The organism is Phycisphaeraceae bacterium (assembly GCA_019636795.1).
Classification (GTDB): Bacteria; Planctomycetota; Phycisphaerae; order Phycisphaerales; family UBA1924; genus JAHBWW01.
The window spans coordinates 563,403-586,974 of record JAHBWW010000003.1 but is presented as its reverse complement, the minus strand read 5'-3'; the positions used below and the strand labels follow the sequence as shown (position 1 = coordinate 586,974).

Annotated in this window: 21 protein-coding genes and 1 tRNA gene; 6 read left to right on the top strand and 16 right to left on the bottom strand. The window is 59.8% G+C overall.

From position 1 onward, the window contains the following. Positions 1-30: 30 nt before the first annotated feature. Positions 31-675, bottom strand: a complete 645-nt coding sequence (locus KF757_08595; protein MBX3323032.1) for a phosphoribosylanthranilate isomerase — start codon at positions 673-675, stop codon at positions 31-33. Further along, positions 672-1,877 carry a rhomboid family intramembrane serine protease gene (locus tag KF757_08590; protein ID MBX3323031.1) on the bottom strand — a complete coding sequence of 402 codons (1,206 nt, stop codon included), beginning with the start codon at positions 1,875-1,877 and terminating at the stop codon, positions 672-674. The genes KF757_08595 and KF757_08590 overlap by 4 nt, the downstream gene beginning before the upstream one ends. 148 nt (positions 1,878-2,025) lie before the next feature. On the opposite strand from KF757_08590, the gene KF757_08585 reads away from it, so the two are divergent. Then, positions 2,026-3,156: a citrate synthase gene (locus KF757_08585; GenBank protein ID MBX3323030.1), complete on the top strand. Its 1,131-nt coding sequence runs from the start codon at positions 2,026-2,028 to the stop codon at positions 3,154-3,156. 92 nt (positions 3,157-3,248) lie between these two features. Here the strand turns inward: KF757_08585 and KF757_08580 are convergent, their stop codons facing one another. The 7 genes from KF757_08580 to KF757_08550 all read right to left on the bottom strand — a co-directional run bounded on the left by KF757_08580 (position 3,249) and on the right by KF757_08550 (position 11,825). Continuing rightward, complete coding sequence (locus KF757_08580) at positions 3,249-4,481, bottom strand: tetratricopeptide repeat protein (protein ID MBX3323029.1); 1,233 nt, start codon at positions 4,479-4,481, stop codon at positions 3,249-3,251. A gap of 63 nt (positions 4,482-4,544) precedes the next feature. Further along, positions 4,545-7,076: a secretin and TonB N-terminal domain-containing protein gene (locus tag KF757_08575; protein MBX3323028.1), complete on the bottom strand. Its 2,532-nt coding sequence runs from the start codon at positions 7,074-7,076 to the stop codon at positions 4,545-4,547. 293 nt (positions 7,077-7,369) lie between these two features. Next, a complete protein-coding gene (locus KF757_08570) occupies positions 7,370-7,588 on the bottom strand; it encodes a hypothetical protein (GenBank protein MBX3323027.1) in 219 nt (72 codons plus the stop codon). A gap of 31 nt (positions 7,589-7,619) precedes the next feature. After that, entirely contained in the window at positions 7,620-8,195 is a 576-nt protein-coding gene (locus KF757_08565) for a prepilin-type N-terminal cleavage/methylation domain-containing protein (protein ID MBX3323026.1), read from the bottom strand. A 38-nt stretch (positions 8,196-8,233) separates the two neighbouring features. Beyond that, positions 8,234-8,695, bottom strand: coding sequence for a prepilin-type N-terminal cleavage/methylation domain-containing protein (locus tag KF757_08560; GenBank protein MBX3323025.1), 462 nt, complete (start codon positions 8,693-8,695; stop codon positions 8,234-8,236). Between the two features lie 139 nt (positions 8,696-8,834). Beyond that, positions 8,835-9,269 (bottom strand): prepilin-type N-terminal cleavage/methylation domain-containing protein, encoded by a 435-nt coding sequence (locus tag KF757_08555; protein ID MBX3323024.1) that lies wholly within the window; start codon positions 9,267-9,269, stop codon positions 8,835-8,837. Positions 9,270-9,623: 354 nt separating this feature from the next. Beyond that, positions 9,624-11,825 carry a HEAT repeat domain-containing protein gene (locus tag KF757_08550; protein ID MBX3323023.1) on the bottom strand — a complete coding sequence of 734 codons (2,202 nt, stop codon included), beginning with the start codon at positions 11,823-11,825 and terminating at the stop codon, positions 9,624-9,626. Positions 11,826-12,250: 425 nt separating this feature from the next. Here KF757_08550 and KF757_08545 point away from each other — a divergent pair, with 425 nt between their 5' ends. Beyond that, on the top strand, positions 12,251-12,829 hold the full coding sequence (locus tag KF757_08545) for a response regulator (GenBank protein MBX3323022.1): 579 nt from the start codon (positions 12,251-12,253) through the stop codon (positions 12,827-12,829). 50 nt (positions 12,830-12,879) lie between these two features. On the opposite strand, the gene KF757_08540 is transcribed toward KF757_08545, so the two are convergent. Beyond that, entirely contained in the window at positions 12,880-13,965 is a 1,086-nt protein-coding gene (locus KF757_08540) for a M20/M25/M40 family metallo-hydrolase (GenBank protein MBX3323021.1), read from the bottom strand. A gap of 48 nt (positions 13,966-14,013) precedes the next feature. Between KF757_08540 and KF757_08535 the strand changes: the two genes are divergently transcribed. Beyond that, positions 14,014-15,192, top strand: a complete 1,179-nt coding sequence (locus KF757_08535) for an aminomethyltransferase family protein (GenBank protein MBX3323020.1) — start codon at positions 14,014-14,016, stop codon at positions 15,190-15,192. Between the two features lie 73 nt (positions 15,193-15,265). Here KF757_08535 and KF757_08530 read toward each other — a convergent pair whose 3' ends face one another. Both KF757_08530 and KF757_08525 read right to left on the bottom strand, forming a co-directional pair. Then, a complete protein-coding gene (locus KF757_08530) occupies positions 15,266-15,499 on the bottom strand; it encodes a hypothetical protein (protein MBX3323019.1) in 234 nt (77 codons plus the stop codon). A 359-nt stretch (positions 15,500-15,858) separates the two neighbouring features. Then, a complete protein-coding gene (locus tag KF757_08525; GenBank protein ID MBX3323018.1) occupies positions 15,859-16,533 on the bottom strand; it encodes a hypothetical protein in 675 nt (224 codons plus the stop codon). Between the two features lie 229 nt (positions 16,534-16,762). Here KF757_08525 and KF757_08520 point away from each other — a divergent pair. After that, positions 16,763-16,835: transfer RNA gene (locus tag KF757_08520), tRNA-Thr, on the top strand. A 21-nt stretch (positions 16,836-16,856) separates the two neighbouring features. Here the strand turns inward: KF757_08520 and KF757_08515 are convergent. Both KF757_08515 and KF757_08510 read right to left on the bottom strand, forming a co-directional pair. Further along, the gene (locus tag KF757_08515) at positions 16,857-17,663 is read right to left on the bottom strand and encodes a hypothetical protein (GenBank protein MBX3323017.1); all 807 of its coding nucleotides are present in this window, start codon (positions 17,661-17,663) and stop codon (positions 16,857-16,859) included. Positions 17,664-17,684: 21 nt separating this feature from the next. Continuing rightward, a complete protein-coding gene (locus KF757_08510) occupies positions 17,685-18,341 on the bottom strand; it encodes a hypothetical protein (protein ID MBX3323016.1) in 657 nt (218 codons plus the stop codon). A gap of 133 nt (positions 18,342-18,474) precedes the next feature. Between KF757_08510 and ispG the strand changes: the two genes are divergently transcribed. Then, entirely contained in the window at positions 18,475-19,869 is a 1,395-nt protein-coding gene (ispG, locus tag KF757_08505) for a flavodoxin-dependent (E)-4-hydroxy-3-methylbut-2-enyl-diphosphate synthase (GenBank protein MBX3323015.1), read from the top strand. After that, the gene (locus tag KF757_08500) at positions 19,866-20,558 is read left to right on the top strand and encodes a hypothetical protein (GenBank protein ID MBX3323014.1); all 693 of its coding nucleotides are present in this window, start codon (positions 19,866-19,868) and stop codon (positions 20,556-20,558) included. The genes ispG and KF757_08500 overlap by 4 nt, the downstream gene beginning before the upstream one ends. A 15-nt stretch (positions 20,559-20,573) precedes the next feature. Here KF757_08500 and KF757_08495 read toward each other — a convergent pair whose 3' ends face one another. Further along, entirely contained in the window at positions 20,574-21,899 is a 1,326-nt protein-coding gene (locus tag KF757_08495; GenBank protein ID MBX3323013.1) for a hypothetical protein, read from the bottom strand. Positions 21,900-22,004: 105 nt separating this feature from the next. Further along, a complete protein-coding gene (locus KF757_08490) occupies positions 22,005-23,447 on the bottom strand; it encodes a glycosyltransferase family 4 protein (GenBank protein ID MBX3323012.1) in 1,443 nt (480 codons plus the stop codon). Positions 23,448-23,572: the final 125 nt, after the last annotated feature.

Here is a 23,572-nt window from a genome sequence, read left to right as displayed (position 1 = left end):
CACGCACACGAAGCCTGGCAGGCACGCCGATCAACGACCAGCCTGATGCACCGCCTCGCAGAACGCCGCGATCAAGTCCGGGTCCTTCACACCTGGAGCCGACTCGACACCGCTCGATACATCTACCGCGAACGGCCGCACAATCCGAATCGCTTCGCCGACGTTTTCGGCATTCAGTCCGCCCGCAAGAATCACCGGCGTCTGAACACCATCGAGTCTGCCCGCCAGAGCCTCCCAATCAAACGCCGCTCCCTCGCCGCCGTCAGAGCCATCGATAAGAATCGCATCGACCTCATCAATCGCGCTCCAGCGCGCCAGTTCAGCGTCGATCGTGCGCGGGTCGAACTTGAAAGCCTTGATGACGCCCGGTCCGCACGAACGCACAACCTTCTCGCTCTCGCTGCCATGCAGCTGCATCAGTGGGGCGGGGAATGTCTGCTCAAGATCGCAGAACTCATCGACGCTCAGATTGCGCACCACACCAACCGCAGTCACCATCGGCGGCAGCATCGCCATCAGTTCCAGCGCCTCCTCCGCCGCGATATACCGCGGGCTCTCGGGCACAAGCATGAATCCCACCGCGTCGGCCCCGCACGACACCGCCGCTTCGAGCGCTGCTTCGTCCTGCAGACCACAGATCTTGATGCGCGTGCGGCTGAAACCGTGGTGATTCATGATGTATGCTCCTGATGCGAGTGGGGGAGTTCGCTGCTCGCCAGTGTGCGCACCTCCGCGTCCTGCGTCGTCGCGATGATCTCCTCGAGCAGAGTCGTGGCCTCGGACGCACGCCCGAGTTTCTCGCGATACAGCCGCGCAAGCAGGATGCGCATGTGATCCGCTTCCCGATCGTTCGGATACGACGCCACGAACCGTTCGATCGCCGAACCCGCGAGGCGGTATCGACCCGACGAATACAAATGAGCCGCAAGCGTTGCGTGCGCATTGCGCGACAGCGAGAGCATCTCGGGCCTGTGCGCGAACTGACTCTCCATCGCCTGATACGCTTTGGCCGCTCCCTCGAAATCCTTGCTGGCGATGAGTCGGGAGACCTCCGCCCGCGCTTCGGCCACCGCGTCAATCGTTTCATCGGGAGGCATGGTCGCCGCACGTACAGGACGTGGGACCACGGCTTCGGGCGTCGCAGCGACTCGGAACTGTCGCCGCCGCTGCGCGTGGCGAATCATGGTCAGCAGATCTGCCGAATCGCGCGGCACCACACGCGCCGCGAGCAGCCCCATCGCCACCACAAACCCGAACCCGTACCCGGCCAGATGCGCGATATACGCGATGTTCTGCTGATCGCCCACGCCCACCGCAAACAAATTCCACGCAACTCCCAGCCCGATCAACCACCACGCAGGAGCAAAAACTACCGAAAGCCCGATCAGCCACAGCACCCGAACCCGCGTATTCGGGAACATCACCAGAAACGCCCCGGTTACAGCTGCAATCGCGCCCGAGGCTCCAATCGCCGGTACGCCGACAAGTATCGTCTGCCCGCCGGCAATCGCGAAAGGTTGCACCTCCACCAGGGCGTGCGCCCCGCCAGAAGCTGCCGCCCCCGCCAGATAAAACGCCAGAAATCCCAGATGCCCGTAGCGATCCTCGACACTCGGCCCAAACACCCACAGAAACAGCATGTTCCCCGCAAGATGCAGCCATCCCGCATGCAGAAACGCGCTCGTCAACAGCCCCCACCAGCGAAACCGGAATCCCCCCTGCACGCAGAAAGTCTCGACGATCCTGTCCGCCAACTGAGAATCGAACATCGAGAGCATAAAAACCGACAGATGCACGCCGATCGTCAAGGTCACGATCGAGATCGTTACAATCGGCTTGCGGACCAGCGAACGCTCTGTTCCCAATGGAATGATCACGACCCATGGTAGACGCCGCAGCCAATTCCACGCTGTGGAGCGCAGCCGGGAAGCGCACTATGATGCAGTTCCCGAGGGGTCGGCTGGCTGACTCACCCACTCAGGGCAAAACCATCGGGATCAGTTGACAGCGTGAAGGGACTGCTGGATGAGTACATACGTCAAAGGGCTTGAAGGAATCGTTGCCTCACAAACCGAGATGTCGTTCATCGACGGCCAGGCGGGCGTGCTCGAATACGTTGGTATTCCCATCGGCGAACTGAGCACCAAAAGCACCTTCGAGGAGACGGTCTTCCTGCTCTGGAACAAGCGCCTTCCCAAGGCCGATGAACTCGCCGCCTTCAGCAGAGAACTGCGCAGTCACTACGCCTTGCCCGCCGGTCTGGGCGAGCGCATACGCACGCTGCCCAAGGACGCCGAACCAATGCACATGCTGCGGACGATGGTCAGTTCGCTCGGCATGTACGACCCGGATCCCAACGACAATTCCGTCGAAGCAGCCCGCGCCAAGTCGCTCAACATTCTCGGCCAGGCACCCGCGATCGTCGCGAACTTCGATCGCTACCGCCGCGGGCTCGACCCCATCAAGCCGGATCAATCGCTTTCGTTCGCGGAGCACTTTCTCTACATTCTCAATGGCGAAAAGCCCACACCGACCATGGCTCGCGCGTTCGACATCTGCATGATCCTTCATGCCGACCACGGCCTGAACAACTCGACATTTGCCGCTCGCGTCATCATCTCCACCCTTTCGGACGTCTACTCCGCCGTCACCGGCGCGATCGGTTCGCTGCGTGGCCCGCTTCATGGCGGCGCTAACGAAGGCGTGATGAAAATGCTCAACGAAATCCCTTCGCTTAACGCTGTCGAAGATTACGTCATGGGCAAACTGGAGCGCAAGGACAAGATCATGGGCTTCGGCCACCGCGTGTACCGCACCAAGGACCCGCGTGCCAACGCTCTCCAGTCGCTCGCCAAGCAACTCGCCGAGGACACCGGCAATCAGGATCTTTACGCCAAGAGCCACAAGATCGAAGAGATCATGGCCCGCGAAGTCGGTTCAAAAGGTATTTATCCAAACGTCGATTTCTATAGCGCAACCACCTACCACTGCATCGGCCTGCAACTTGATCTCTTCACACCCATGTTTGCGCTCTCACGCCTCGGCGGATGGAGTGGGCACATCATCGAACAGTTGGCTGACAACCGCCTTTTCAGGCCCAAAGCCGACTATGTCGGCCCGCATAACGCACCCTATGTGCCGATGAATCAGCGCTAACTCACTCACCCGCACCGACAATCACCCAACGAGCCCAATGAAAAACCCGAGGCACCAGAAGAGTGCCCCGGGTTCTCTTGTACGTTCATTTCTTACTGTTCCGTGCTCACGCCCGCGACACGGTTGTCAAGATTGCTCAGCACCGCGAGCGAAGGCGCATGCTTCGGGTCGAGCTTCAGCGCGGTGGTCAGGGCCTGCCGCGCTTCCGAACCTCGATTGAGTTCGATCAGTGTCATTGCCCTCATCGTGAACAGCAGCGGATTGTCCGTGTTCCGGCTGATCGCATCGTCGATGCTCCGCAGCGTTGCTTCCTGATTGCCCTGCTGCCTGTGCCACAGCGACCACAGCACATAACCTTCTTGACGCTCAGGCGCGAGCGAGACCACGCGCGTCGCAGCCTTGCGAAGCGTTGCAAAATCACCCACCTTGTGGCTCACTTCACCAAGCCCGATCCACGAATCCAGATCCTTCACCCCTTCGCCTGTGCCCGTCAGTTCCAGATACAACTGGCGAGCTTCGCCAGTTCTGTTCAGTTGGATCAGGCACTCGGCACGAAGACGCTGAAGATCGCGACGCTGCGCATAATCCGCCTTCTGAAGCAATGTCGAGAGCGAATACTCAGCGTCCGCAAATCGGCCGACCGCAAACTGCGCCCGCGTCAGATCCTCCAGAATTCCCTGATCGTCCGGAGCCAGCAGCTGCGCCGACTGAAAGTAGTTGACTGCAGCCGGCATGTCCCCTCTCAGACGCGCGATGTGCCCAAGCGTCTGGCGAATGCCAGGGCTGTCTTCGAGTGTCGCACAGCCTTCCAGATATGTGCGAGCCTCATCAAGTCGTCCCATGTCGATCAGCATCTCGGCCGCAGCCATCGGGTACTGATCGTTGTATTCATCCAGCGCCGCCGCTCGGGCGTAATGATCAAACGCATCCTGGTGCCGGTTGAGCCGTTCGGCCGCGATTCCGATGTAGTAGTGCGCATCCACAAAGTCAGGCTGAATCGCAAGCGCCGTGTTGAATGATCGAACCGCCAGCCCCACTTCGCCCTGCTCAAGCAGAATGCGCCCCTTGAGGACATGGCTCTTGGCCACATTCGGGTTCATGCCCAGGCTCACATCAACTTTGCGCAGCGCCTTGTCCAGATCACCCGCAAAGAAGGCCTGTCGCGCCATCTCCCACTCGGTGGCGCTCTTCATCATGTTCATCTTTTCTTTCGCAAGGCTCGACCCCTCGCGTGTGTACGAGCCTTGCCCGCAACCGCTCAGTCCGATAGTTCCTGCGATCGCGATCAACCCCAACGCAACCCGACAGTTCTGAGTCCATGTCATCGTCAAATCTCCTGATGTAAAGTCCGAAAACAACCGGAGTGCGTCAGCACCCCGGTTGCGAAATCAGTCGGCAAAGCCACTGGCATTCGTCGGAGCGTTGGTCACCGCTTCCTCAGAAAACGTGCTGCGGATCGACTCGGCGCTAAACATGCCGCGCGGAACTGCGATCCAGAACAATCCCCCGTGCATAGGGATGAAAACTGGAATCATCTCCGGGCCGTACGTAATCGGGCCAAAGTCGCCCCAGCTGTTCAGATAGTCCTGCGTCTGAGCTTGAGTGGGGACCTGCTCTGTCGTCTCAATCATCGAGGGCGACGTGTTCAAAGATTCACCCGACCCGAAGTTTGATCCAGATTGGCTATCGAACTCATCCGTCTGATCGAAGATCGAAGTGGTCTGAGTGCTCGGCTCAACCACATTCTGACGGTTCGTCTTGGCACCGTGCCCCGTCGAATCAGCCTCCTGCTTATACCAATCACTGTGCTTCGGCAGCCAGGCCGCGTCGTACTGTGGCCAATCCTGCGGCGAAGACTGACGCATCGCCTGCTCCCGCCCGCGCTGATCAATGAACCCGTTCGGCTCAGCCTTGGTCGCAGTGGTACCGAAACTTCCTGTGCTCGAACTCGGCGTGTCGTTCGCCAGCAGCCAATCCGTCACTGCGTTCTGTGCGCTGCCGTTGCTCGACGACATCGAAGAGTTGGATTTGAAGTTGACCGCACCCTGATTCACCGACGCGGGCGGCAACTGCAACTCGTTGTGGATCACATCCTCGAGCATGCTGCGCGACGGCCAGGTGTCCGTCGTCGACAACTGATCGAGCATGCGCCGCGCATCCAGCGACTGCGGATACAGCGTCAATGCGCGACGAACCTTGAACAATGCACCTTCCCGATCTCCCGACTCCGCATCCTTGCGGGCCTCGATCAGCAATCGGCTCACACGGCGGTCGCGGCTCCAGGGCAGCGTTCCGACGCGCTCACCCGTCCGAGCGTTCTTCAGGTGATCACCCGCACGACTCGCCTGATTGTTGAGCATGTGATCGTTCACGATCGAAGGCGTGATCATGAAGATGATCTCGCTCCGGCGTGTCGTGTCGTCGTGCCCCTTGAACGCAGCTCCGATCAGAGGAATGTCGCCCAAACCAGGAACCTGACGGCGCGTCGCCGTCGTCGATTCCGTGAACAAACCGCCCAGCACCACCGTCTGGCCGTCACGCACCATCACGTTGGTCACCAGTTCGCTCGTGTCTTCGTCCGGGATCGTGATCGTGGCTCCCGTCGAGTCGGTCGTATTCCGAAGCCTGAAACTCGACACCTGAGGCTTGAGTTCCATGCGGATGATCCCGTCGGCACTCACGAAAGGCCTCAGATTCAACTGCGTACCCGTGTCCAGAAACTCGACCGATTGCGTCGTCGAAGTATCAGTCGTTGTCGTCTGGAGATACCCGACCTTCGTACCGACAAGCACTCGGGCCGGCATGCGATTGAGCGTCAGGATCTTCGGATTGCTGATGACCGTTACGTCTGTGACTTCATCGAGCAGTCGCAGGAACACCGCCACGTCTTCCTTGATGATGCCAGCCTTAAGCCCGCCCGGATCGCGCACCGCGCCGATGTTCGTGTTGATCGCCGAGCCGTTTCCGCGAACAGGCACGGTCACATCCGTCGCGCCGCCGCCGGACATCGTTGAACCGATACCACTGATCAGATCATCAACGACCCCGAGCGGGCCCGACCCGACGAAGTCCGTGAAGTTCATGTTATTGATGATCGAGAAGTCCACGCCAAACGCATTCGACTCGTTCAGCGATGTTTGCAGAATCGTCGCCTCAACAAGCACCTGCACCGGCTTGGTGTCCAGCAAGCCGATCAACTCCACGATCTGATCGACATTTTCTTCATAGTCGAACAGCACGATCATCGCGTTCGAGGCGTACTCATCCGCTCCGACCGGCGTGTTCGAACCGATATTGAACGGACCGGCCGCACTGTTCGCCGTGATCTTGCCTTCCGCAGAGAGCAGCGGCTGCACAAACGTCGCCGCATCAACCGCGTTCAGATAGTCGAGCGTAACGACGCGCGAAATCCTTCGACGCGAAGCCTTTTCGATGGCTGTCAACTCCTCAGCCGTGTACACATAGATGAAGTTCCCCTTCTGCACCCACCCATACCCATTGACGTGCAGGATCGCATTCAGCGCTTCCTCGAACGTCACGTTGTACAAGTCCGCGGTCACCGTCGCGCTCACCTTGTTCGACGCAATGATGTTCCGCTGGCTTTGCAGGCTCAGCAACTGAAGCACGTTGCCCAGATCTTCGTTGTTCACATGCAGGTCAACAATGTCGTACTCATTCACCTTGACCTTGTCCTCAAGATAAGACAGGTCCGCAGGTTCCCGAGTCGGGTACGCACTATCCTCGTCGTACATCAGGTCGTCGTCGACCAGATCGTCGAGGAACGAGTTCAACCCGGAACTCTGGCCAAAGCCGACACTTGTGCCCGCAAGGCACAGGAGCAGCATCGCCGACACTCGCAGGCCACGCGACCCGCTCGAGACGAAAGGCAAGTTCGTTTCTTTCACAACACGGTCCGACATCTTCAAGCCCTCATTCGGAGAGACGGTCAGGCGCCGAGCATCGGCTCGAACGCCGAACCGACTCGATGCTTCGGTTCAACGCAACCACTGCGTCACACTTGTCGTCTCTCTCGAATGCAAACTTTGCAACGATCAGACAATCCAGCGAACTTTGAGCGTCTCAGAGGTGCGTTCATTCCGTCCGTCGCGCAAGACTTGCGCCACGTCCCAGAAAACTCGCACCATGCACGCAACACCTCGGTAGCTCAGCATTTCAAGCCCGAGTCACCTGCTCGATCGATCGTGCGATGCAATCACTTATCCGGGTGGGTCAATTCATCCGTCGCGTGATCGTCGCGCTCGACTTCGATCCCCGTGACAGAGCCATTCCCCAGCACCAGTTCCTCTTCCGGGTCGGCGAGCACCGTTCGAGGGAAGTCCGTCACCAGCCTCAGTTTGGACCAGATCAACAGACCAGCAAGCGCGGTCAGTGCCACAACTGTCCTGCCTCTCCACGCCTGCTTGCCTTGCATGATGCCGGATCTCCTGGCTTAGCCCGCTCGCTTACTCCGAGCCTCCCTCGCTGCTCCCGCCATCCATCTGAACCGATGCCACGGTGATGGCCCCGGTAAATGCCGAAATATGGATCCGGAAGCGTGCCTGCGTACTCATTACGTCCACAGACCCGCCCTCGCTCGGCACATCCGATCCCGGACCAACAACCGGGCCACCCAACTCATCGAAGACAATGTAACTCTCGCTCCCGAAGTTCGCTATCGCCAACTGAGAAAGCCCGTAGGCCGGGTTATCCAGACTCACTACGTATCGCTGGTCAGGTCCGGTAGGATCCCACAGCGCGTTCAGATCCGGGTCGATGCCCGTTTCATCCACCGCAACCAATGTGTACTCATTGTCCCTGACGTTGAACAGCACCGCGCGCTGTTCCTGATACGCCAGCGCGTCAGCCTGCGCATACGTCAGGTCCGATACCACAGTCCTCACCGCTCCCTGCACACGCAACACGTCCGCCTGCCCCAGCGATGGAATGATCAGCATTCCCGCGATACCTAGAATCGTCACCACCACCAACACCTCAACGAGTGTGTAGCCCCGTTTACATGCGCTTTGTGCGTGGTTCATCGTGCATCCTTTCAGACCGTCAACAACTCTCAGGTCCATCAGCGAGGCAACGGGTTGTCATTCCCGTCGAACCCGCCCGCCCAGATGCGCCCAGTCGCGTTGTCATAAACCCACCCATAGGTTGTCTGATACGCGTTATCCGGCGCATTGCGGAACACAATAACCCCCGCATTCGAGCCCCCCACATATGGATTCAGAGGCGGACCTTTGAGGTATCCCGACCCCGTCACCAGAGGCCCCCAGGTGCCATCACCTTCCGCTACCGTGGGCAGCAGATTGGCATTCTGCACCATGTACACCTCCAGAGCCCGCCGAATCTTGTGCAGTTCACTCGTCGTTGTTCCGATCGAAGCATCCTGCACCGCACTGCCGAACTGCGGCACGACCACCGCAGCAAGAACGCCAAGGATGACAACCACAATCAAAATTTCGACGAGCGTAAACGCACGGCGAACATGCCCGACAATGCCAGAGGCGTGCTGTTGAATGGAACTGTTCATACCCCTTTCGTCGGCTGAAACACAGCCCCCCCTGAGTCGGTGACAAAAAGACGATCGATCCCGCGAGGGGATCGACCGTTTGGGAAACTTGTAGGGCGTGTGCCCAGCAACTGGGCCGCCCGATAGTTACACCTGGGGATTAGGGATCAGAAGTGATCTGGCCGGTCGTCTCATTGAAGTACGATGCGCCGAAGACCGAACCGTCCCAGTGCCAGCCGACAGTGGCAGCGGCCGCCGCAGCAACCGTCTGGCTGCCGTTGACCGGATTGGTCGGCGACGTCTTCAGGTAGTCGTTATCGACCATGATGCCGAACGACGTTCCAGCTGTCGCGTCAGTCGGAGCAGCCTGGAGCTGAGCCAGAGTCGGGTACGCACCCGTGCGGGCACGGAACAACTCGAGCTGGTTCTCGATCGTCTTGATCTGCGAGCGCAGGTTGCCCGCACGCGCATCGTTGGCCGCATTCGTAAACTGCGGAACCACGATGGCCGCCAGAATGCCAAGGATCACGACCACAATCAAAATTTCCACCAGCGTAAAACCACGCGTCTTCCGACGCACACCATTCACAAGCATGCTTCACACTCCTTCAAAGTAACATTGACTTCGAGGCCTTGTGCCACTCGCACTCGACCGGGTACCTCGCGTTCGACCAGAGCCGTCTCCTCCGATGGCTCTGGCCTCGCAGACAACTCTGCCTGCTGCCAAGACCTATCGACATCCACACACCCACAGTTGAGTGCTCACGTTTCTCATTTCAATGGATCAGGTGCGGTTCTAACGCCTGCACACCACAGGCACTTTTTGCCGGGTGGCTTCTCGGACTCAATGCCTCACGCGCGCAGAAAAAAGGCCGCCCCGAATCCGGAGCGGCCTACTGATTCTTACGTCAAACTGTCTCGCAACTGAACGTCAGGCCAGCATCAACACTTATCGGCCCGCACGAGCATTGTTGTGCCCGCCGTCGCGCAGGATCATCGGAACCACGCCCGCGTTCGGCAGCTCCAACGCCCCCATCAGTGCCGCAGCCGCAGTCGCCACCTGGAAGTCCGAACTGTTCGAGAGATCCACCACCCGCGACACCTGACGCTCCGGGAGCAGATTCCCATGCCGCTTGGCCGACTGCGAAACCTTGCCAAGCAGTGCGATCTGCTCGCTACCTTGGGCACGAAGCGATGCATCGACCAGTGCGACCTGTGCCTCGCCACGACCAATGTGCGAGAGCACTTCCGCAACGTCCAGACGAGTACTCCCGGACTTCTCAGAAAGTGCCGCGATCAGTGTTGCCGAGGCGTCATTGATTGCCAGCACCGGATTGCGGCTCACTGCAAGGTCACGAAGCACACCCAGCGACCTTTTCGCATAGGCAGTCGCCTCTGCATCGCTGATCAGCCCGCCCGAGCCAACCTCAATCACATCATTGATGGCCTGCGTCAGCGCTTCGGTCGAAATCGCCCGACGACGAGCCTCGACCAGCGTGTCACGCATATACACACGCCGCGTCGGTTCCAAATCCTCGCCGCTCAGCAAAGCCAGCACGGGAGTCACCATCAACTTCGAGTTCGCACGCGACTGCTCGATCACGCTTCGTGTGCTGTCGCCCGAGAGCGAAGTCACGATGATGTCCACAGCAGGGGCATCCGCGATCGGTCCTGCAATATCCGCAAGCCCACTGTCCGCCGGAGGCAGCACCGAGAAACCGAGCTTCTCGAGGTGATTCCGAAGCCGGTCATACTCCTCGCGGTCCGGACCCGTTGCCACCAGCGCCGTACGCCTCGCCGCATCACGCACTGCACTGGCCAGAATCGGAACCACCCGATTCGCGCCCTCAAAGTTCTGCAAAGGTTGCGACTTACCAAGCGCCAGCGCAGCCTCGTACCGAACACGCCGATCCGGATACCGCAACGCCTCCAGCAGCGGGCTGCGAGCTTCAGTGCCCTCGCCCAGCGAAATCAGCGAATCGCTTCCAGCAGTCTCGGCAATCGATGCAATCGCAAGCCGTGCAAGATTGGTGTCCGACTTGTCAATCGCCCGAGCAAGCACCAACTGGCTCACCATCGGCCCCGCCGCCACCGCGTAGTACATCGCTTCACGCCGTGTGTTCGGATACGCCGGGTTCTGATATTCCGCTGGCGAATCAATTTCACGCGAAAAGTTCGATGCAAGCCACAACGCCAGCGTCGCCCGATCCGAAGGGTTCAACTTCATCGATCGCTCGGCCAGATCCATCGCCATGGCTTCATGAAACACTTCAGTCCTGATCGGGATCATCACCAACCCGAGCCCCGCGTCGTAACGCCAGATCAACTGGTGCGATTCTTCGGCAAAACTCGTCAGTTCGATCCTCTCGTCGTAGTACCCTTCAGCCAGCGAGCGGTACATCTCCGCAGCACTCGCATCGACCCGCCCTTCGCGACGCTCGATCGCGCGACGTGCAGCCTCACGAACCGGAGCACTGTTCGTCGATTGATGCAGTTCGAGCAGGAATGGCAGGCTCGTCCGGTACGGAATCTGTCCGAGAATGTCCGCGACCATCTCCTGGCGGGCCGCATCCAACTGCGGAATCGCCGTCACCAGCGGGATGATCGACTGCCGACCAAGATCCCGCAACACCCCGATCACACGCGCCCGCAACTCCGGATTCTCGCGCTGAATCGCAGCATCAAGCAACTGTGGCAAGGCATACTCGCCCGCAGCAACCAGCCTCTCACGCGCAATCTGCTGCTGGCGCAGCGTTCCGGTCAAGAGTCCGATATTGCGGGCAATCTCGTCCGGGTTGCGAGAACGATCCAGACGCCCTTGCCGATACAGGCGATCCAGCGACGCCGCGAGATCCTCCAGCGCAGGCACGTTCATCGCCCGGGCAAGTGCTTGCTCGTAGCGACGAATGTTCCGCCCGCTCTCGACCAGTTCGACATACTCCACCGGCGAAAGCCCACGGTCGACCAACTCGACACCCACAGCTTCCGCAAGTTCGTAATTCGCAATCAGCATGAAGTGCTCGAAGTCCGCGAGCAGTTCTTCATTGGTCCGTTCGTCGGTCTGAGCTACGGCGGGCACCGTGAAGCCGACCGAGAACGTCAGTGCCACCACGGCCGCGATGCGGTTGAGTCTTCCCTGCGATCGTCCCACATTCGTCTCCTGAACTTGAACCTAGCCCGCCACGCGTGTGCGACAAGCGGGAAACCCCTTCACACCGACCACCGTTTCGGGGCGGGAAACACTCCCCGCGGCCCCCAACTACGTCCGTTTCTCTCGATCGACAGCAGGCACTGTACCGACCCGCACCCGATCGCGTCAATCCGAGCGATGATCGTAGCCCAATCGTCGATTCGTCGCACAGACCGAGCGGATCCCTTCCAATCACGTTCAACCGTCCACCACCCGGGTCTGGGGTATTCCTTACGGTCCAGACGCGCGACAATTGCCGGTTTCCCCCCCAATCCCATTTCGATGTTCCCATCAGATCAACTGCCCTCCTCGTTATGCCGATCGAAACGGCATGATCGGTGCGACTCACGCGATCAGTCTCTAGCAAGCCACGGAGGAGTTGTTTCATGCCGCTTGACAAGGACGTTCTCACCACCGGCGAAGTCGCCAAGATCTGCCAGGTTGCACCCCGTACCGTCTCCAAATGGTTCGATTCAGGTCAACTTGGGGGTTATCGCATCCCCGGATCCAAGGACCGCCGTATTCCCGTCGCCGAGCTCTACCGCTTCATGAAGGCCCACGGCATCCCCGTCGAGGGCATCGCCATGGGCCAGACCCGCGTCCTCATCGTCGATTCCCATGTCGAGATCGTCGACGCCCTCGAACGAGCCCTTCGCGAAGGCACCGACTATGAAATCCGGACCGCCAACAGCGCATTCAAAGCCGGCCTCGAGTGTGAACGCTTTCGTCCACATGTCGTCCTGCTGGATATCCACATCGCCGACACCGAAGGCAAGAGTCTGGCCGATCTCATCCGCGACAGCGATCACATGCAAATGACCCGCGTTGTCGCCATGAGCGGAAAACTCACCGATGGCCAGGCCCAGGGACTCCGTTCCGCCGGGTACGACGGCTTCCTCAAAAAGCCCTTCCCCGTCCGCGACGCTGTCAAGATCATCGAAAACGTCACGTCCGTCGTGCATTAACCCTGTCTAATCGATGGCAGAGGCTTTTTGACCTCTGCCATCGGATCGTTCTACTTCAGTTCCCCGATCATCGCCGCGAGGATGTCGCACGCTGCCTTCAGGTCGCGCTTGTCGATCATCTCCGTCACAGTGTGAATATACCGGGTACCGACTGTGATGCCGATGGCTTTGGCGCCGGCTGCCGCCTGCTGGGCAGCCGCACCATCCTGGCCGCCGCGCGCAAGAATTGTGCGCTGATACGGAATCTTGCGCGCAATCGCGACCTTTTCCACATGTCCGACCAGTCCCGCATCTGCAATGAAAGATGAATCCTTCAGGTGCAGGCCGAACCCCTGCCCATGCCGCGTCACGGCTTCCTGATCCGGAACGCCCGGGGTGTCCACCGCAAGTGTCACATCAATCCCAAACCCGATATCAGGCTTGACGGCATACGCAGCTGCCCGCGCCCCTCGCAGACCAACTTCTTCCTGAGTCGTGAACGCCACGATGACCTCGCATGCATGACCCGACTTGGCTGCAGCTGCCTGACGCACCGATTCGATGCCAAGCCAGCACGCGACACGATTGTCCATCGCCTTGCTGACCAATTTGTCGCCCATCTCGCGGAAGGGCTCATCCATCACCACGTAGTCTCCGACTTTGATGGTCTTCTTGACCTTGTCTGCCTTGAGCCCCGTGTCGATACAAAACTCCTTGATCTCCGGCACCTTGCTCCGGTCTGCCTCACTCGAAATGTGAATGGGTCTCCCGCCCGGATTCATCACGCCCGGCAGATCGCCCGACGCGGTGCACACCTTCACGCGGCGCGAGAACAAGTTTCTCGCATCAAAACCTCCCGCCGGATCAAGCCACAGAAAACCCTTGTCGTCGATGTGATTGACGTAGAACCCGATCTCATCCATGTGACACAGCAGCATGACCTTGAGAGGCTCGCCGCCTTTGCCTCCGGTCTTCTTTTTTGCCCCAGCTCCCGCTCCGGCGCGAGGCTTTCGACGGCAGATCAACGAGCCCAGCGCATCAGTTGACACCTCATCAAACAACCCCGCCACTTCCTTCTCGATCAGGGCACGCACTCGTTCTTCACGCCCAGGGACTCCGGGGGTTTCACAAAGACGCTTGAGCAACTCGATGTTCACGTTCAATCTCCAAAGTGTGTGTTCCGGTGCAGCGTAGGATCCGCTGACATGCCACAGGAGTGTAGCGAAATGGCAAGGCAAAGCCCCATTCTTCCCCACATCACCGATCCACTGCCCGAAACGCTCGGTTACGGCCCAGCGGGCAACGCTGTCGAGGTCGTCGAACGCTTCGACGAGATCGAGTTCGAATACGCAGCTCTCAGGCGAGCCTGTGCACTCTTCGATCAGCCCCAGCGCGGAACCATCGAACTGCGCGGACCCGACGCCCTCGGGTTCCTCGACCGCATGCTCACGCAGAAACTTGGTGATCTCCAGCCCGGTCAGGCTCGCTGCGCCCTCTGGCTCAATCGGCAGGGGCGTATTCGCGCCGATCTCCGCGTCGTCGCGCTCGAAGATCGAGTTCTGATCGACCTTGATGTTCATGCCGTTGGCGCCACCATCGCAACGCTCAGCGAATACCTTTTCAGTGAAGATGTCCACTTGCTCGACGTCACCGAGTCAGTGCACCGCCTGGCTCTGCATGGCCCCGACGCGCCGCGACTCCTCGCACGCTTTTCAGGCCCATCCGCTTCACTCAACGCCGCTGGCAAGGTCACTTCGTTCGAAATCGCTGGGGTCAATGTGATCGCCGACCGCTGGGATCGTGCCGGCGAACCTGGGTTTGAAATCACCGTTCCAACCGAGCATGCATCCTCCGTGTGGCGCGCCATTCTCGCCCACGCCGAAGAGCACGAATCGGAGCCGCCGATCCGAGTGCGCCCGGCTGGGTGGCACGCGTTCAACATTGCCCGCATCGAGTCGGGTAAGCCCCTCTTCATGCTCGACTTCGGCACGGACTCACTTCCCGCCGAGACAGGCGTACTTCACGATCGCGTCAGTTTCGCCAAGGGGTGCTATCTCGGACAGGAAATCGTCGCCCGCATGAAAAGCCTTGGCCATCCCAAACAATGCCTCGCTGCAATTCGCCTTGAAAAGGGCACCGCCATCCCTTCAGACTGGCAGCCTGTCACGGGCACTCCAGTTTTTGCGCGCGACAACCAGGACAATGCAATCGGCACTGTGACCAGTTCGACCATCAGCCCGATGCTCGGGGGCGAGATCATCATGTTCGCCATGCTCAAGTGGGCATCCGCCCAGCCCGAAGCACTTGTGCGCTTTGCGGGTCCAGGCGGCGGCATCGACGCTGTTGTTCAGCCTCAGTTGCAGTTCTGGCCAAGACCGGCGTGAATCAAAATGGGGAGCGGGGCCGGCGATCCGGGGAAGTTCGCCGACCCCGCCGAGGGGAGTTTCTCGCGCTGATTCAGTGTTTCCCAGTGCGATGGAGGAAAGCTTCGCCCCGAGGAGTGAGTCGTGGGTAGCTCGATTGGGGAGTGACCTCGATCAGACCTTTGCGGATCAGCGCCTGCCTCAAAGGCCACCATGAATCGCCCAGTTCGAGCCACAGCGTGTCTTCGAACCCGCGTTGGTCGCCATGAACGAGTCGATTGAGTGCAGCGATGACCGCCTGCCGCCAGTGATCCGGCATCTTCGTCACGATTCCTCTCCCCAGGCATCCGGGGCTTTATAGCCCGATATCCCACACCCCCGCAACGATTGCACCTGTAACACACCGGCACTCGATCCGCTGAGGGGTATTGCTTGGCTTCTTCCTGCTGTGCTGGCTCTTGCCGGTCCGCGAATGCGGGTTTTTGAATCAGGATCCAATAGGCAATCACCAATCCGATGAATGTCGGACACTATGTCATACGGGTTCTCGCTCCGAAGGTTCCGATCCAACTCCCACAAATTGCGAGATGAACCTGGCCAGTGTCACAAAACGCAACAGGGTGTCTTCGCGACACCCTGCTGGCACACTTTGTGTAGTTTGAATCGACTCGGTCGGGCGATGCTGCGTCAGCGGCGACGACGGACGCAGGCGAGCAAGCCCGGAACCATCAACAGGGCCGACGCCGGAGCCGGGACAATGCGGAAGTTGTCGATATCGAATCGCGCATCGATATTCTGACCCGCCAGCGACACAGGCACGTTGAATCCGAGCTGAATATTCCCGATGTTGCTGAAGATCGCGTTGTAGTTGCTGTTGCCGAAGGAAATGAAATCCGAACTGTTCGGGGTCAGATCGACGAAGATTGTGGTCCATACATCACCCGGGATCAAAACTGTCGATTCGATTGATGCTCCGGACTGGTTGTTGGGCGTCGCAAACCGCCCGGTGATCGTCAGGGCTTCAGAAAGGTTGTGACGAAAATCGAACGAAACCCCTGTCACCCCGGCCGCGATCCAATCTCCGACATACGCGCTGTTCGAGGAGTTGAAGTTCGCATGAGCACGAATGACGGTGGGGGGAAACCCGCCGACGGTCGTGCCCGAGAGGTTGAACACGCTTGACGCATAGGCCGACCCGTCGGGGCCGCCTGCAGCAGACCATTCCAGGTCCGCCGAACTGTTGAAGTTTCTCCAGTTGGCGGGCCCAGCGTCAAAGGACTCGACAAAGCCGAGAATGTTCGCATTAGTCATTGTCGCCAGCAGGCAGACGCTGCCTGCGGCGGAAATCGCGCGATGAAGCATACAACACTCCTCGAAAAGGGGGGATAAATGGTCGTAACTGAGACTCAATCTCAACGAGCACAGTGTACCCCAAGATCCGCATCTTGGCAAGGAAGAACGGGTACGGTCTGATAGGAATTTCTCGCCGATTGAAAATCAGTGCGGGCCATGGGTCACGTCATGGCAGCTGCCGCTGATGGTCGGAGGGACTCAACGATTCCTCGTCCGGCCGGGATAGGATTGGGCGAGCGCCGCCGTAGCTCAGTTGGTAGAGCAGCGGTTTTGTAAACCGCAGGTCGTGGGTTCGAGTCCCTTCGGCGGCTTTGAGTGACTTGGGGGTGAAATCAGCCCCGTCCGCCTCGGCCACCACTTTGTTCGCCTGCCCGCAGAGCATTGTGATCGAGCACCTGGATTTCGGCTGCTGCCGACCCGCCGCCTCGACCTCCACTTTGCTCGCCAGCGTGCGCCGGGACCGCTGCGACCAATGCGGACACAACCGCCATCAGCACGAGTGCTTTGCTGGCGTGCTCGGCAACGATCTCCCGGATACGCCGAATCGAACGGCTGCGCATCTGCTCGACAGTATTGATCTTGATTTCCCCTGAGGTGGTCTGTTCGATCAAGTCGGTATCCTCTTTTTCAGTTGCCCCGAGTGCGGCTGCGATGCGATGGCGCTCGGCAAGGTCCTGCCATGATGCCGCAGCCCGGCGACGCACATTCTGCGACACTGTGGAGCGGATCTTGGCCAGTTTTTCGTCGATTTCTTCCTGCTTTTCGATGTCCACTTCCGCAGCCTTGACATACGCAAGGCGCTCGGCTCTCGATGTCTGTGCGACGAATTCCTGCGACCTTTCAAGACGCTTCCAGTGGCGTCGGCTCAGTGCGAGATACGCCCAGCGACTCAAGGTCTTGGAGTGCGCGAGTACGCGCTCGACCGCCTCTTCCGGCGAGACGAGTTCATGAAACAGGGGTGCCTGTTCGAGCTTGAGCATGCGCCACACCCGGTCGTCGATCCAGGCGATCATGTCGAAGACGTCCATTGACCCGCCGGAAAGACTGCGCGAAGCACGCACACAGGCACCTTCGAGCACCTTGCGGGCCTTGGCTTCATACAGCCGCCAGAACTCGTCTTGTTGCTGTTGGTTCATCATGGTGAGTCCCCTTCAAGTCCTTCACCGACCCTGGGTCTTGTTCCATCGGCGATACAACTCTGCAAGCGAGGGCAGTTCCGCAGCCATCACGCGCAGACGCGGCTCGTAGTCCAGATACGCAGTCAGTTCGCTCCCGACAGCGAGCAGTTCAGTCATGTCGAGCATTGAGGCGAAAATCTGATCGGCCTCGGCAAGATACCCAGCGAAAAAGAGCGCCTGCGCACCAGTCAACAGAATCGGTACCCGGTGCGGGGCGATTTCCTGCGCCAGCAGGAACCACTCGACCGCATCGTCATGCCGACCTGCACGGATGCACCGTTCTGCAAGATTGCCCAGACTGATCTCCTTGCGACGGTTCGTGTCGGCGTAGGGCAGGGCAGCAATCTCAAAACGGATCGCGGCATCGAGCTCGCCAGCGGCTGAATGCACCAACGCGCGCTGGTTCGGCCTCGACCACGCCGGGTTCGGATGGTCCTCGCCATCGGTCGCGTCGTAACGGTCGAGTAGTTCAAAGAGCTCGCCCCGGATCCGACGGCGGCACGCTTCATCCCCCGAAGCACGCGCAGCATGCAGGGCATTACAGCCGTCCATGATCGCGGCTTCGATCGGGGACATGTCATCCGGAGCAGGAGATGTCACCAAACTCGTGTCCATGGCTTCGACTCGTGCAGTCAACATACTCGAAACTCCTCCGACGCATTCGGTTGCTCTCCCTTGCGCGTCTTTACACAAACCGGCCGCAGGTTGGATGCTCCAACTGACAGATTTGTTCGTAAGGACCAACGATATTTTCCGAAGAGTATTTCATGGCATGGTCAAGGATAACGAACAGAGTGCGAATATGGATGTCGCCCGTCGAACCAGCGACCCGGCTGCGGAGCGTCGTCGTACGATTGCCGCGATGACACCACGACGCGCGACACGGCAGATCAGAATCGGCGATGATCGGACAGGCATCGTCGCAATTGGGGGCGGACTCCACGGCACCACCATTGCTCCGGTCAGCGTTCAGACTATGACCGCGGGCTATACCCACACGATCGACGCCTGCGTGGCAGAGATTCACAAATTGACCGCGGCCGGGGCCGACATCGTTCGTGTCGCGGTGCCCGAGCGCAAGGACACTGCTGCCCTTCCCGAGATATTGGCTCAGACAACGGTTCCGATCGTCGCTGACGTGCATTTTCACTTTCAGCGTGCGCTCGAGTCCGTCGAAGCCGGCATCCACAAGATCCGCCTCAACCCCGGCAACATCACCGAACGAGACCAGGTGCGAGACGTCATCCGGGCGTGCAAGGATGCAGGCATTCCCATCCGAGTCGGGGTCAACGAAGGCTCGATCATCGAACGCAAGGACAAGCAGAAGCGAGCGCGCGAACTGGGCGCGGTCTTCAGTCACCACAAGCACGGCTACCTGCTCGCGATCATGATCGCCAAACTCGAGGAGTACCTCGACATTTTCTACGAAGAAGACTTCTTCGACATCTGCATCAGCGCCAAGAGCATGGATCCGACAGTCGTGATCGACGCTTACACGGAGATAGCCGCGCGATTCGATCATCCGCTGCATCTTGGCGTGACTCACGCTGGGCCAAAGGAAACCGGATGCATCCGCTCGGTCGTCGCGCTGGGCACCTTGCTGGCCAATGGCATTGGCGACACGATTCGCATCAGTTATGCCAGCGATCCGATCTATGAAGTTGAAGATGGGCTCGAGTTGCTCTGGTCGCTTGGGCTGCGCGAGCGCGTCGGGGCCGAACTGATCGCGTGCCCGACATGCGGGCGCATACAGGTCGATCTGTTCACCCTCACGCAGCAGGTGCGTGCCAAACTTGCCGAGGCCATTACGGTGCCGATGAAAGTGGCAGTCATGGGCTGCGTGGTCAATGGCCCCGGTGAGGCTGAAGGCGCCGATGTGGCGGTGTTCGCGGGCGATCGCAAGGGCATCATCTATGTTCAGGGCGAGCGGGTTGCAATCGTGCCCGAAACCGAAATTCTCGATCGATTGCTTCACGAGTGCTGCGTGTTTCAGGATCGTGTGCGTGCAGGCGAAGTGAAGCTCGGCGAGAAGAAGGTGTCGATTGTGCCGCCCGATCCCGAGGGTGAACTCGGAAGCGGGTGGGAGAAGATGGCAGCCGAGCGCATCGCTGCGACCAGCGGACCCCGGGCGGTGCCACTGACCGTCGATCGCGAACGGACAACATGAAGACACGCGAATGGCTGGCTGCTGATGTTCGCCGCATGAAGGCGAGTCCGATCGCGCTCCAGCGGCCGATCTTGGTCCTCGCCGGATGGCGCTCGCCACGCACGCTTGCGTATGTGCTCATGCGCCGGCTGCGGAGCCTGACGGGTGCGCCGCCCGAGAGTTTCGCGTGGCTGTCGTATCCCTACGGCTCGGACATCATGCCGCTGGCCGATCGCGCCGTGTTGCTGGCGAAGTCTCGACTGTCTCCCAACGGCGAGCAGGTCGATGTCGTGGCGGTGTCGATGGGCGGATTGGTCGCTCGGACCGCTGCACTGCCCGATCGCGAGCATCGGCTGAATATTGCACGGTTGTTTACACTCGGGACGCCGCACCGCGGCGCGAGGTTGGCCGAGTTTGTGCGCATTGATGCCGCTTCGCGGTGCATGATGCCGGGGTCAGAGTTTCTTGCCAAACTTGATGCGGCGCTCGAGCACGCGGACTTCGAACTGTTTCCATACGCTGCAACAGGTGATTGGCTTGTGGGCGCTACCAACACATCACCTCCGGGCGTGGACCCGATCTGGTTCGATGGGCCGCCATTGCTCGCGCATCAGTTGATTACGCATCACATGGGAATCATTGTGGACATTGCGCGGAGGCTGCGAGGCGAGGATCCGATTGCACACGCCAGTCCCGTGCCGAGGGATTGAGTTTCGTTTTTGGGCTTACTGCCCCTGCCGCATCTGCCTCTGAATACTGGTTCGCATCATCGCGCGAAACCCGGCGAGTTGATCGAGCGTCATGCCTGCCTGCTGAAGATCAACGGTCATCGCCGGAATCCACATCGTGCTGTCCCACGCATACCCGAGTTCATTGCTGATGCGGGTTTCAAGGTCGGCAAAGTGGCCAGCACCGTAAAAGATCGCAACGCTGCGAGCGGTTGGCTCATTTTCGATGATGGCTTGAAGATCGCGCACCACGGCAACGTTGCGGTCATCGACGATCACCTTCATCAAATCGCCCATAACACCCGGCTGCGAACCGAGCAGATCATCGGCGTGCGAGAGCGTGTCGGCCAGCATCACCTTGATCATCGTGCGCCCGCGCGGGCTCGAGCCGAGCATCTTGAAGAGAAACCCTCCCGTCTTGGCCAGGAACGATTCGCCGGATAGCGCGCTGAACAGGGCGTTGGCTGCTCGCTCAGTGTCGGTGGGCTTGCCGGACTCAGCGTCAGGATTGGCCGGGGCGTCGGCAGGCGCATCACGCCCGGAGATTGCAGCCCGAATTTCGTCGATCGAAAGATCGCTGTTGCGCCAATGCGGCTTGGTGTAGTCGATCCCATCGAGCTGAAACTCCAGACCAAGGGCATCAGCCAGATCGCGCTGGAGACCTCCGCTCTCGCGAACGATCTCGCGTTCGGCAGCAGCGGCACGAAGATCCGAAAGTCTGATGTCTTCGTTATCGTCCTCGCCCCCGATCGCATGATCGGCCCCGAGGCTCAAGGCGTCGAACGAGTCGGGTGACGCAATGATCGTGATCTGGTTCCCCCAGGCATCGGTCAGAGCACTCTCAATCAGGGTGCGGGTTGTTCCTGCAAACTGGCCAAGGAGTGCATCGCGATCTTGAGGCCATGAGTTCGTTCGACGCTGAACGTCTGCGGCCATCAGACCGAGGAATTGCAGGTGGTGCTCGGTCGTCCTGCGGTCGCGCGTCGTGTCGGTCAGGAGTCTGGGCGTGCGCGCGCCGCCGACACCTTCGTAGAGCACAATGTCATGCACATCGAGGTACGCTTGCAAATCGCCGTAGTAGGAACGATCCCCGATATGGATAGCGCCGACGAGATGCACAATCGGATGGCTCGGGTTTTTCGGGATCAGTGTGCGCACAGCCATGTCAAGTTGGAGTGTCCGTTCATCCGGCGTCACCACACGCATGTATGGCGAGGCTTGCGGGTCCGGGTTCGTCCCGTACGCGGTCCCGCAAAATGAACTCATGGCCAGCGCGGCGGAAGCGATGAACGTAGCGACGGCACTGGCGGTATGGCTTGGCATGACAAACTCCTCTTGCGGACATCAAGTCTATGGGCGCATCAGAACGCCTACGCAACGAATCTGTCTGTGGTTCGGTGTGCTGGATCACGCCGAAGGGGTTCAATATCAACCGTGCGACGCGATCGCGCGGGCGTAGGTCTTGACGCACTTGCCCGCTGCACCGTCCCAGCTCAGCCCGCGCAGTTCGAGCGCGCCGTGCTCGCGCAGGGTCTTGCTCAGTGGGGGGTACTTGAGCACCGCAACGATCTTGTTGGCCATTTCGTCCACATCCCAGAAGTCCACCTTAAGCGCGTGCGACAGGACTTCGCTGACACCCGACTGCTTGCTGATGATGACCGGCGTGTCATGATGCATCGCTTCGAGCGCCGCGATGCCGAATGGCTCGGAGACGCTGGGCATGACGTAGCACGACGCGATGTCGAAGATGCGCTTGACGTCGCGACCGCGCAGGAACCCGGTGAACAGCACTTTCTGCCCAATGCCAAGCTCGGCTGCGTGGTTGATCATCCGCAGCGCCATGTCGCCCGAACCCGCGACCACGAATTTCGCATTGGGAACCTTCTCGAGCACGCGCTTGGCCGCCCGGATGAAATACTCAGGCCCCTTCTGCATCGTGATGCGACCGAGGAACAGGACAATCTTGTCGTCGCGTTCGATGATGGCGCCGGTCGGGGGCTGTGCGGAATCCTGATCGACGCCGTTGTAGACCACGTCGATTTTTTCTCCGGGCACGCCATAACGTCGCACGAGGATGTTGCGCGTCAGTTGGCTGACCGCGATGACGCGATCCGCAGCCGCCATTCCGGCACGCTCGATGTCATAGACAGATTGATTGACACAATCGCCTGAGCGATCAAACTCCGTCGCGTGAACATGGACGACCAGAGGCTTGCCGGTCATGGCGCGGACGGCGATCCCAGCCGGGTAGGTCAGCCAATCGTGCGCATGAATGACGTCAAACTGACGTGTCGCAGCCAGGGCGACGCACAGGAACGCATACCGCTGGGCGTCGCCGAAAAGATCCGATCCATAATGGCCCTCGGCGGCGGACAGTTCGTCCTTTCGTCGGTACGCCTCGCGCAGCATTGCGGCTGTGGCGCTGCTTGTTGGAAGTTCAATGCCACCGATGCGAATCGTGCCAGTTTGACGGTCGTGGTGGATCTGTTCGATCATCTGGCTGAGCGCGAGAGTTGTTCCCCCCGAAAACTCGGGATACGGCGAACTGAACCCGGCATCAACGGGGATCATCTCGACCCGACTCCCGCGGCGTTCGATGATTTCGGTCGATGTCTGCAAAGTTCCTTGTGATGCGGTCGACCCTGTTGCAGGAGGGAATTCACGACCAAGCACATCGTCGGGGAGGTGTGGAAGTTCGTCGGGCGAAAGCAGCGAAACGTGCGAGGAATGCGAACGGTCGATCGACCGTGGGAGGACGAACTGGACTTCGTGCCCGGCGCGTGCCAGAGCCTTGGTCAGGCCGTAGCAGGCCGTACCAAGCCCTCCCGCGATGAAGGGAGGAAACTCCCACCCGAGCATGAAAATCCTCATCGAGTCCGATCCTTTAGGCTTCGCGCCTTGCGAGCAGCGCGAAGCGACCAATACACCTGTTTCAGGGACTGTTCTACCTGTTCGTACCCACGCTGATCCCGGCGAGGAATTGGGTGCTGCACACC

What these genes read in the sequence shown, in the direction of transcription:
- KF757_08595 (MBX3323032.1), bottom strand. Translation starts at nt 675, where the DNA reads ATGAATCACCACGGTTTCAGCCGCACGCGCATCAAGATCTGTGGTCTG.
- KF757_08585 (MBX3323030.1), top strand. Translation starts at nt 2,026, where the DNA reads ATGAGTACATACGTCAAAGGGCTTGAAGGAATCGTTGCCTCACAAACC.
- KF757_08580 (MBX3323029.1), bottom strand. Translation starts at nt 4,481, where the DNA reads ATGACATGGACTCAGAACTGTCGGGTTGCGTTGGGGTTGATCGCGATC.
- KF757_08575 (MBX3323028.1), bottom strand. Translation starts at nt 7,076, where the DNA reads ATGTCGGACCGTGTTGTGAAAGAAACGAACTTGCCTTTCGTCTCGAGC.
- KF757_08570 (MBX3323027.1), bottom strand. Translation starts at nt 7,588, where the DNA reads ATGCAAGGCAAGCAGGCGTGGAGAGGCAGGACAGTTGTGGCACTGACC.
- KF757_08565 (MBX3323026.1), bottom strand. Translation starts at nt 8,195, where the DNA reads ATGAACCACGCACAAAGCGCATGTAAACGGGGCTACACACTCGTTGAG.
- KF757_08560 (MBX3323025.1), bottom strand. Translation starts at nt 8,695, where the DNA reads ATGAACAGTTCCATTCAACAGCACGCCTCTGGCATTGTCGGGCATGTT.
- KF757_08555 (MBX3323024.1), bottom strand. Translation starts at nt 9,269, where the DNA reads ATGCTTGTGAATGGTGTGCGTCGGAAGACGCGTGGTTTTACGCTGGTG.
- KF757_08545 (MBX3323022.1), top strand. Translation starts at nt 12,251, where the DNA reads ATGCCGCTTGACAAGGACGTTCTCACCACCGGCGAAGTCGCCAAGATC.
- KF757_08535 (MBX3323020.1), top strand. Translation starts at nt 14,014, where the DNA reads ATGCCACAGGAGTGTAGCGAAATGGCAAGGCAAAGCCCCATTCTTCCC.
- KF757_08525 (MBX3323018.1), bottom strand. Translation starts at nt 16,533, where the DNA reads ATGCTTCATCGCGCGATTTCCGCCGCAGGCAGCGTCTGCCTGCTGGCG.
- KF757_08515 (MBX3323017.1), bottom strand. Translation starts at nt 17,663, where the DNA reads ATGATGAACCAACAGCAACAAGACGAGTTCTGGCGGCTGTATGAAGCC.
- KF757_08510 (MBX3323016.1), bottom strand. Translation starts at nt 18,341, where the DNA reads ATGTTGACTGCACGAGTCGAAGCCATGGACACGAGTTTGGTGACATCT.
- ispG (MBX3323015.1), top strand. Translation starts at nt 18,475, where the DNA reads ATGGTCAAGGATAACGAACAGAGTGCGAATATGGATGTCGCCCGTCGA.
- KF757_08500 (MBX3323014.1), top strand. Translation starts at nt 19,866, where the DNA reads ATGAAGACACGCGAATGGCTGGCTGCTGATGTTCGCCGCATGAAGGCG.
- KF757_08495 (MBX3323013.1), bottom strand. Translation starts at nt 21,899, where the DNA reads ATGCCAAGCCATACCGCCAGTGCCGTCGCTACGTTCATCGCTTCCGCC.
- KF757_08490 (MBX3323012.1), bottom strand. Translation starts at nt 23,447, where the DNA reads ATGAGGATTTTCATGCTCGGGTGGGAGTTTCCTCCCTTCATCGCGGGA.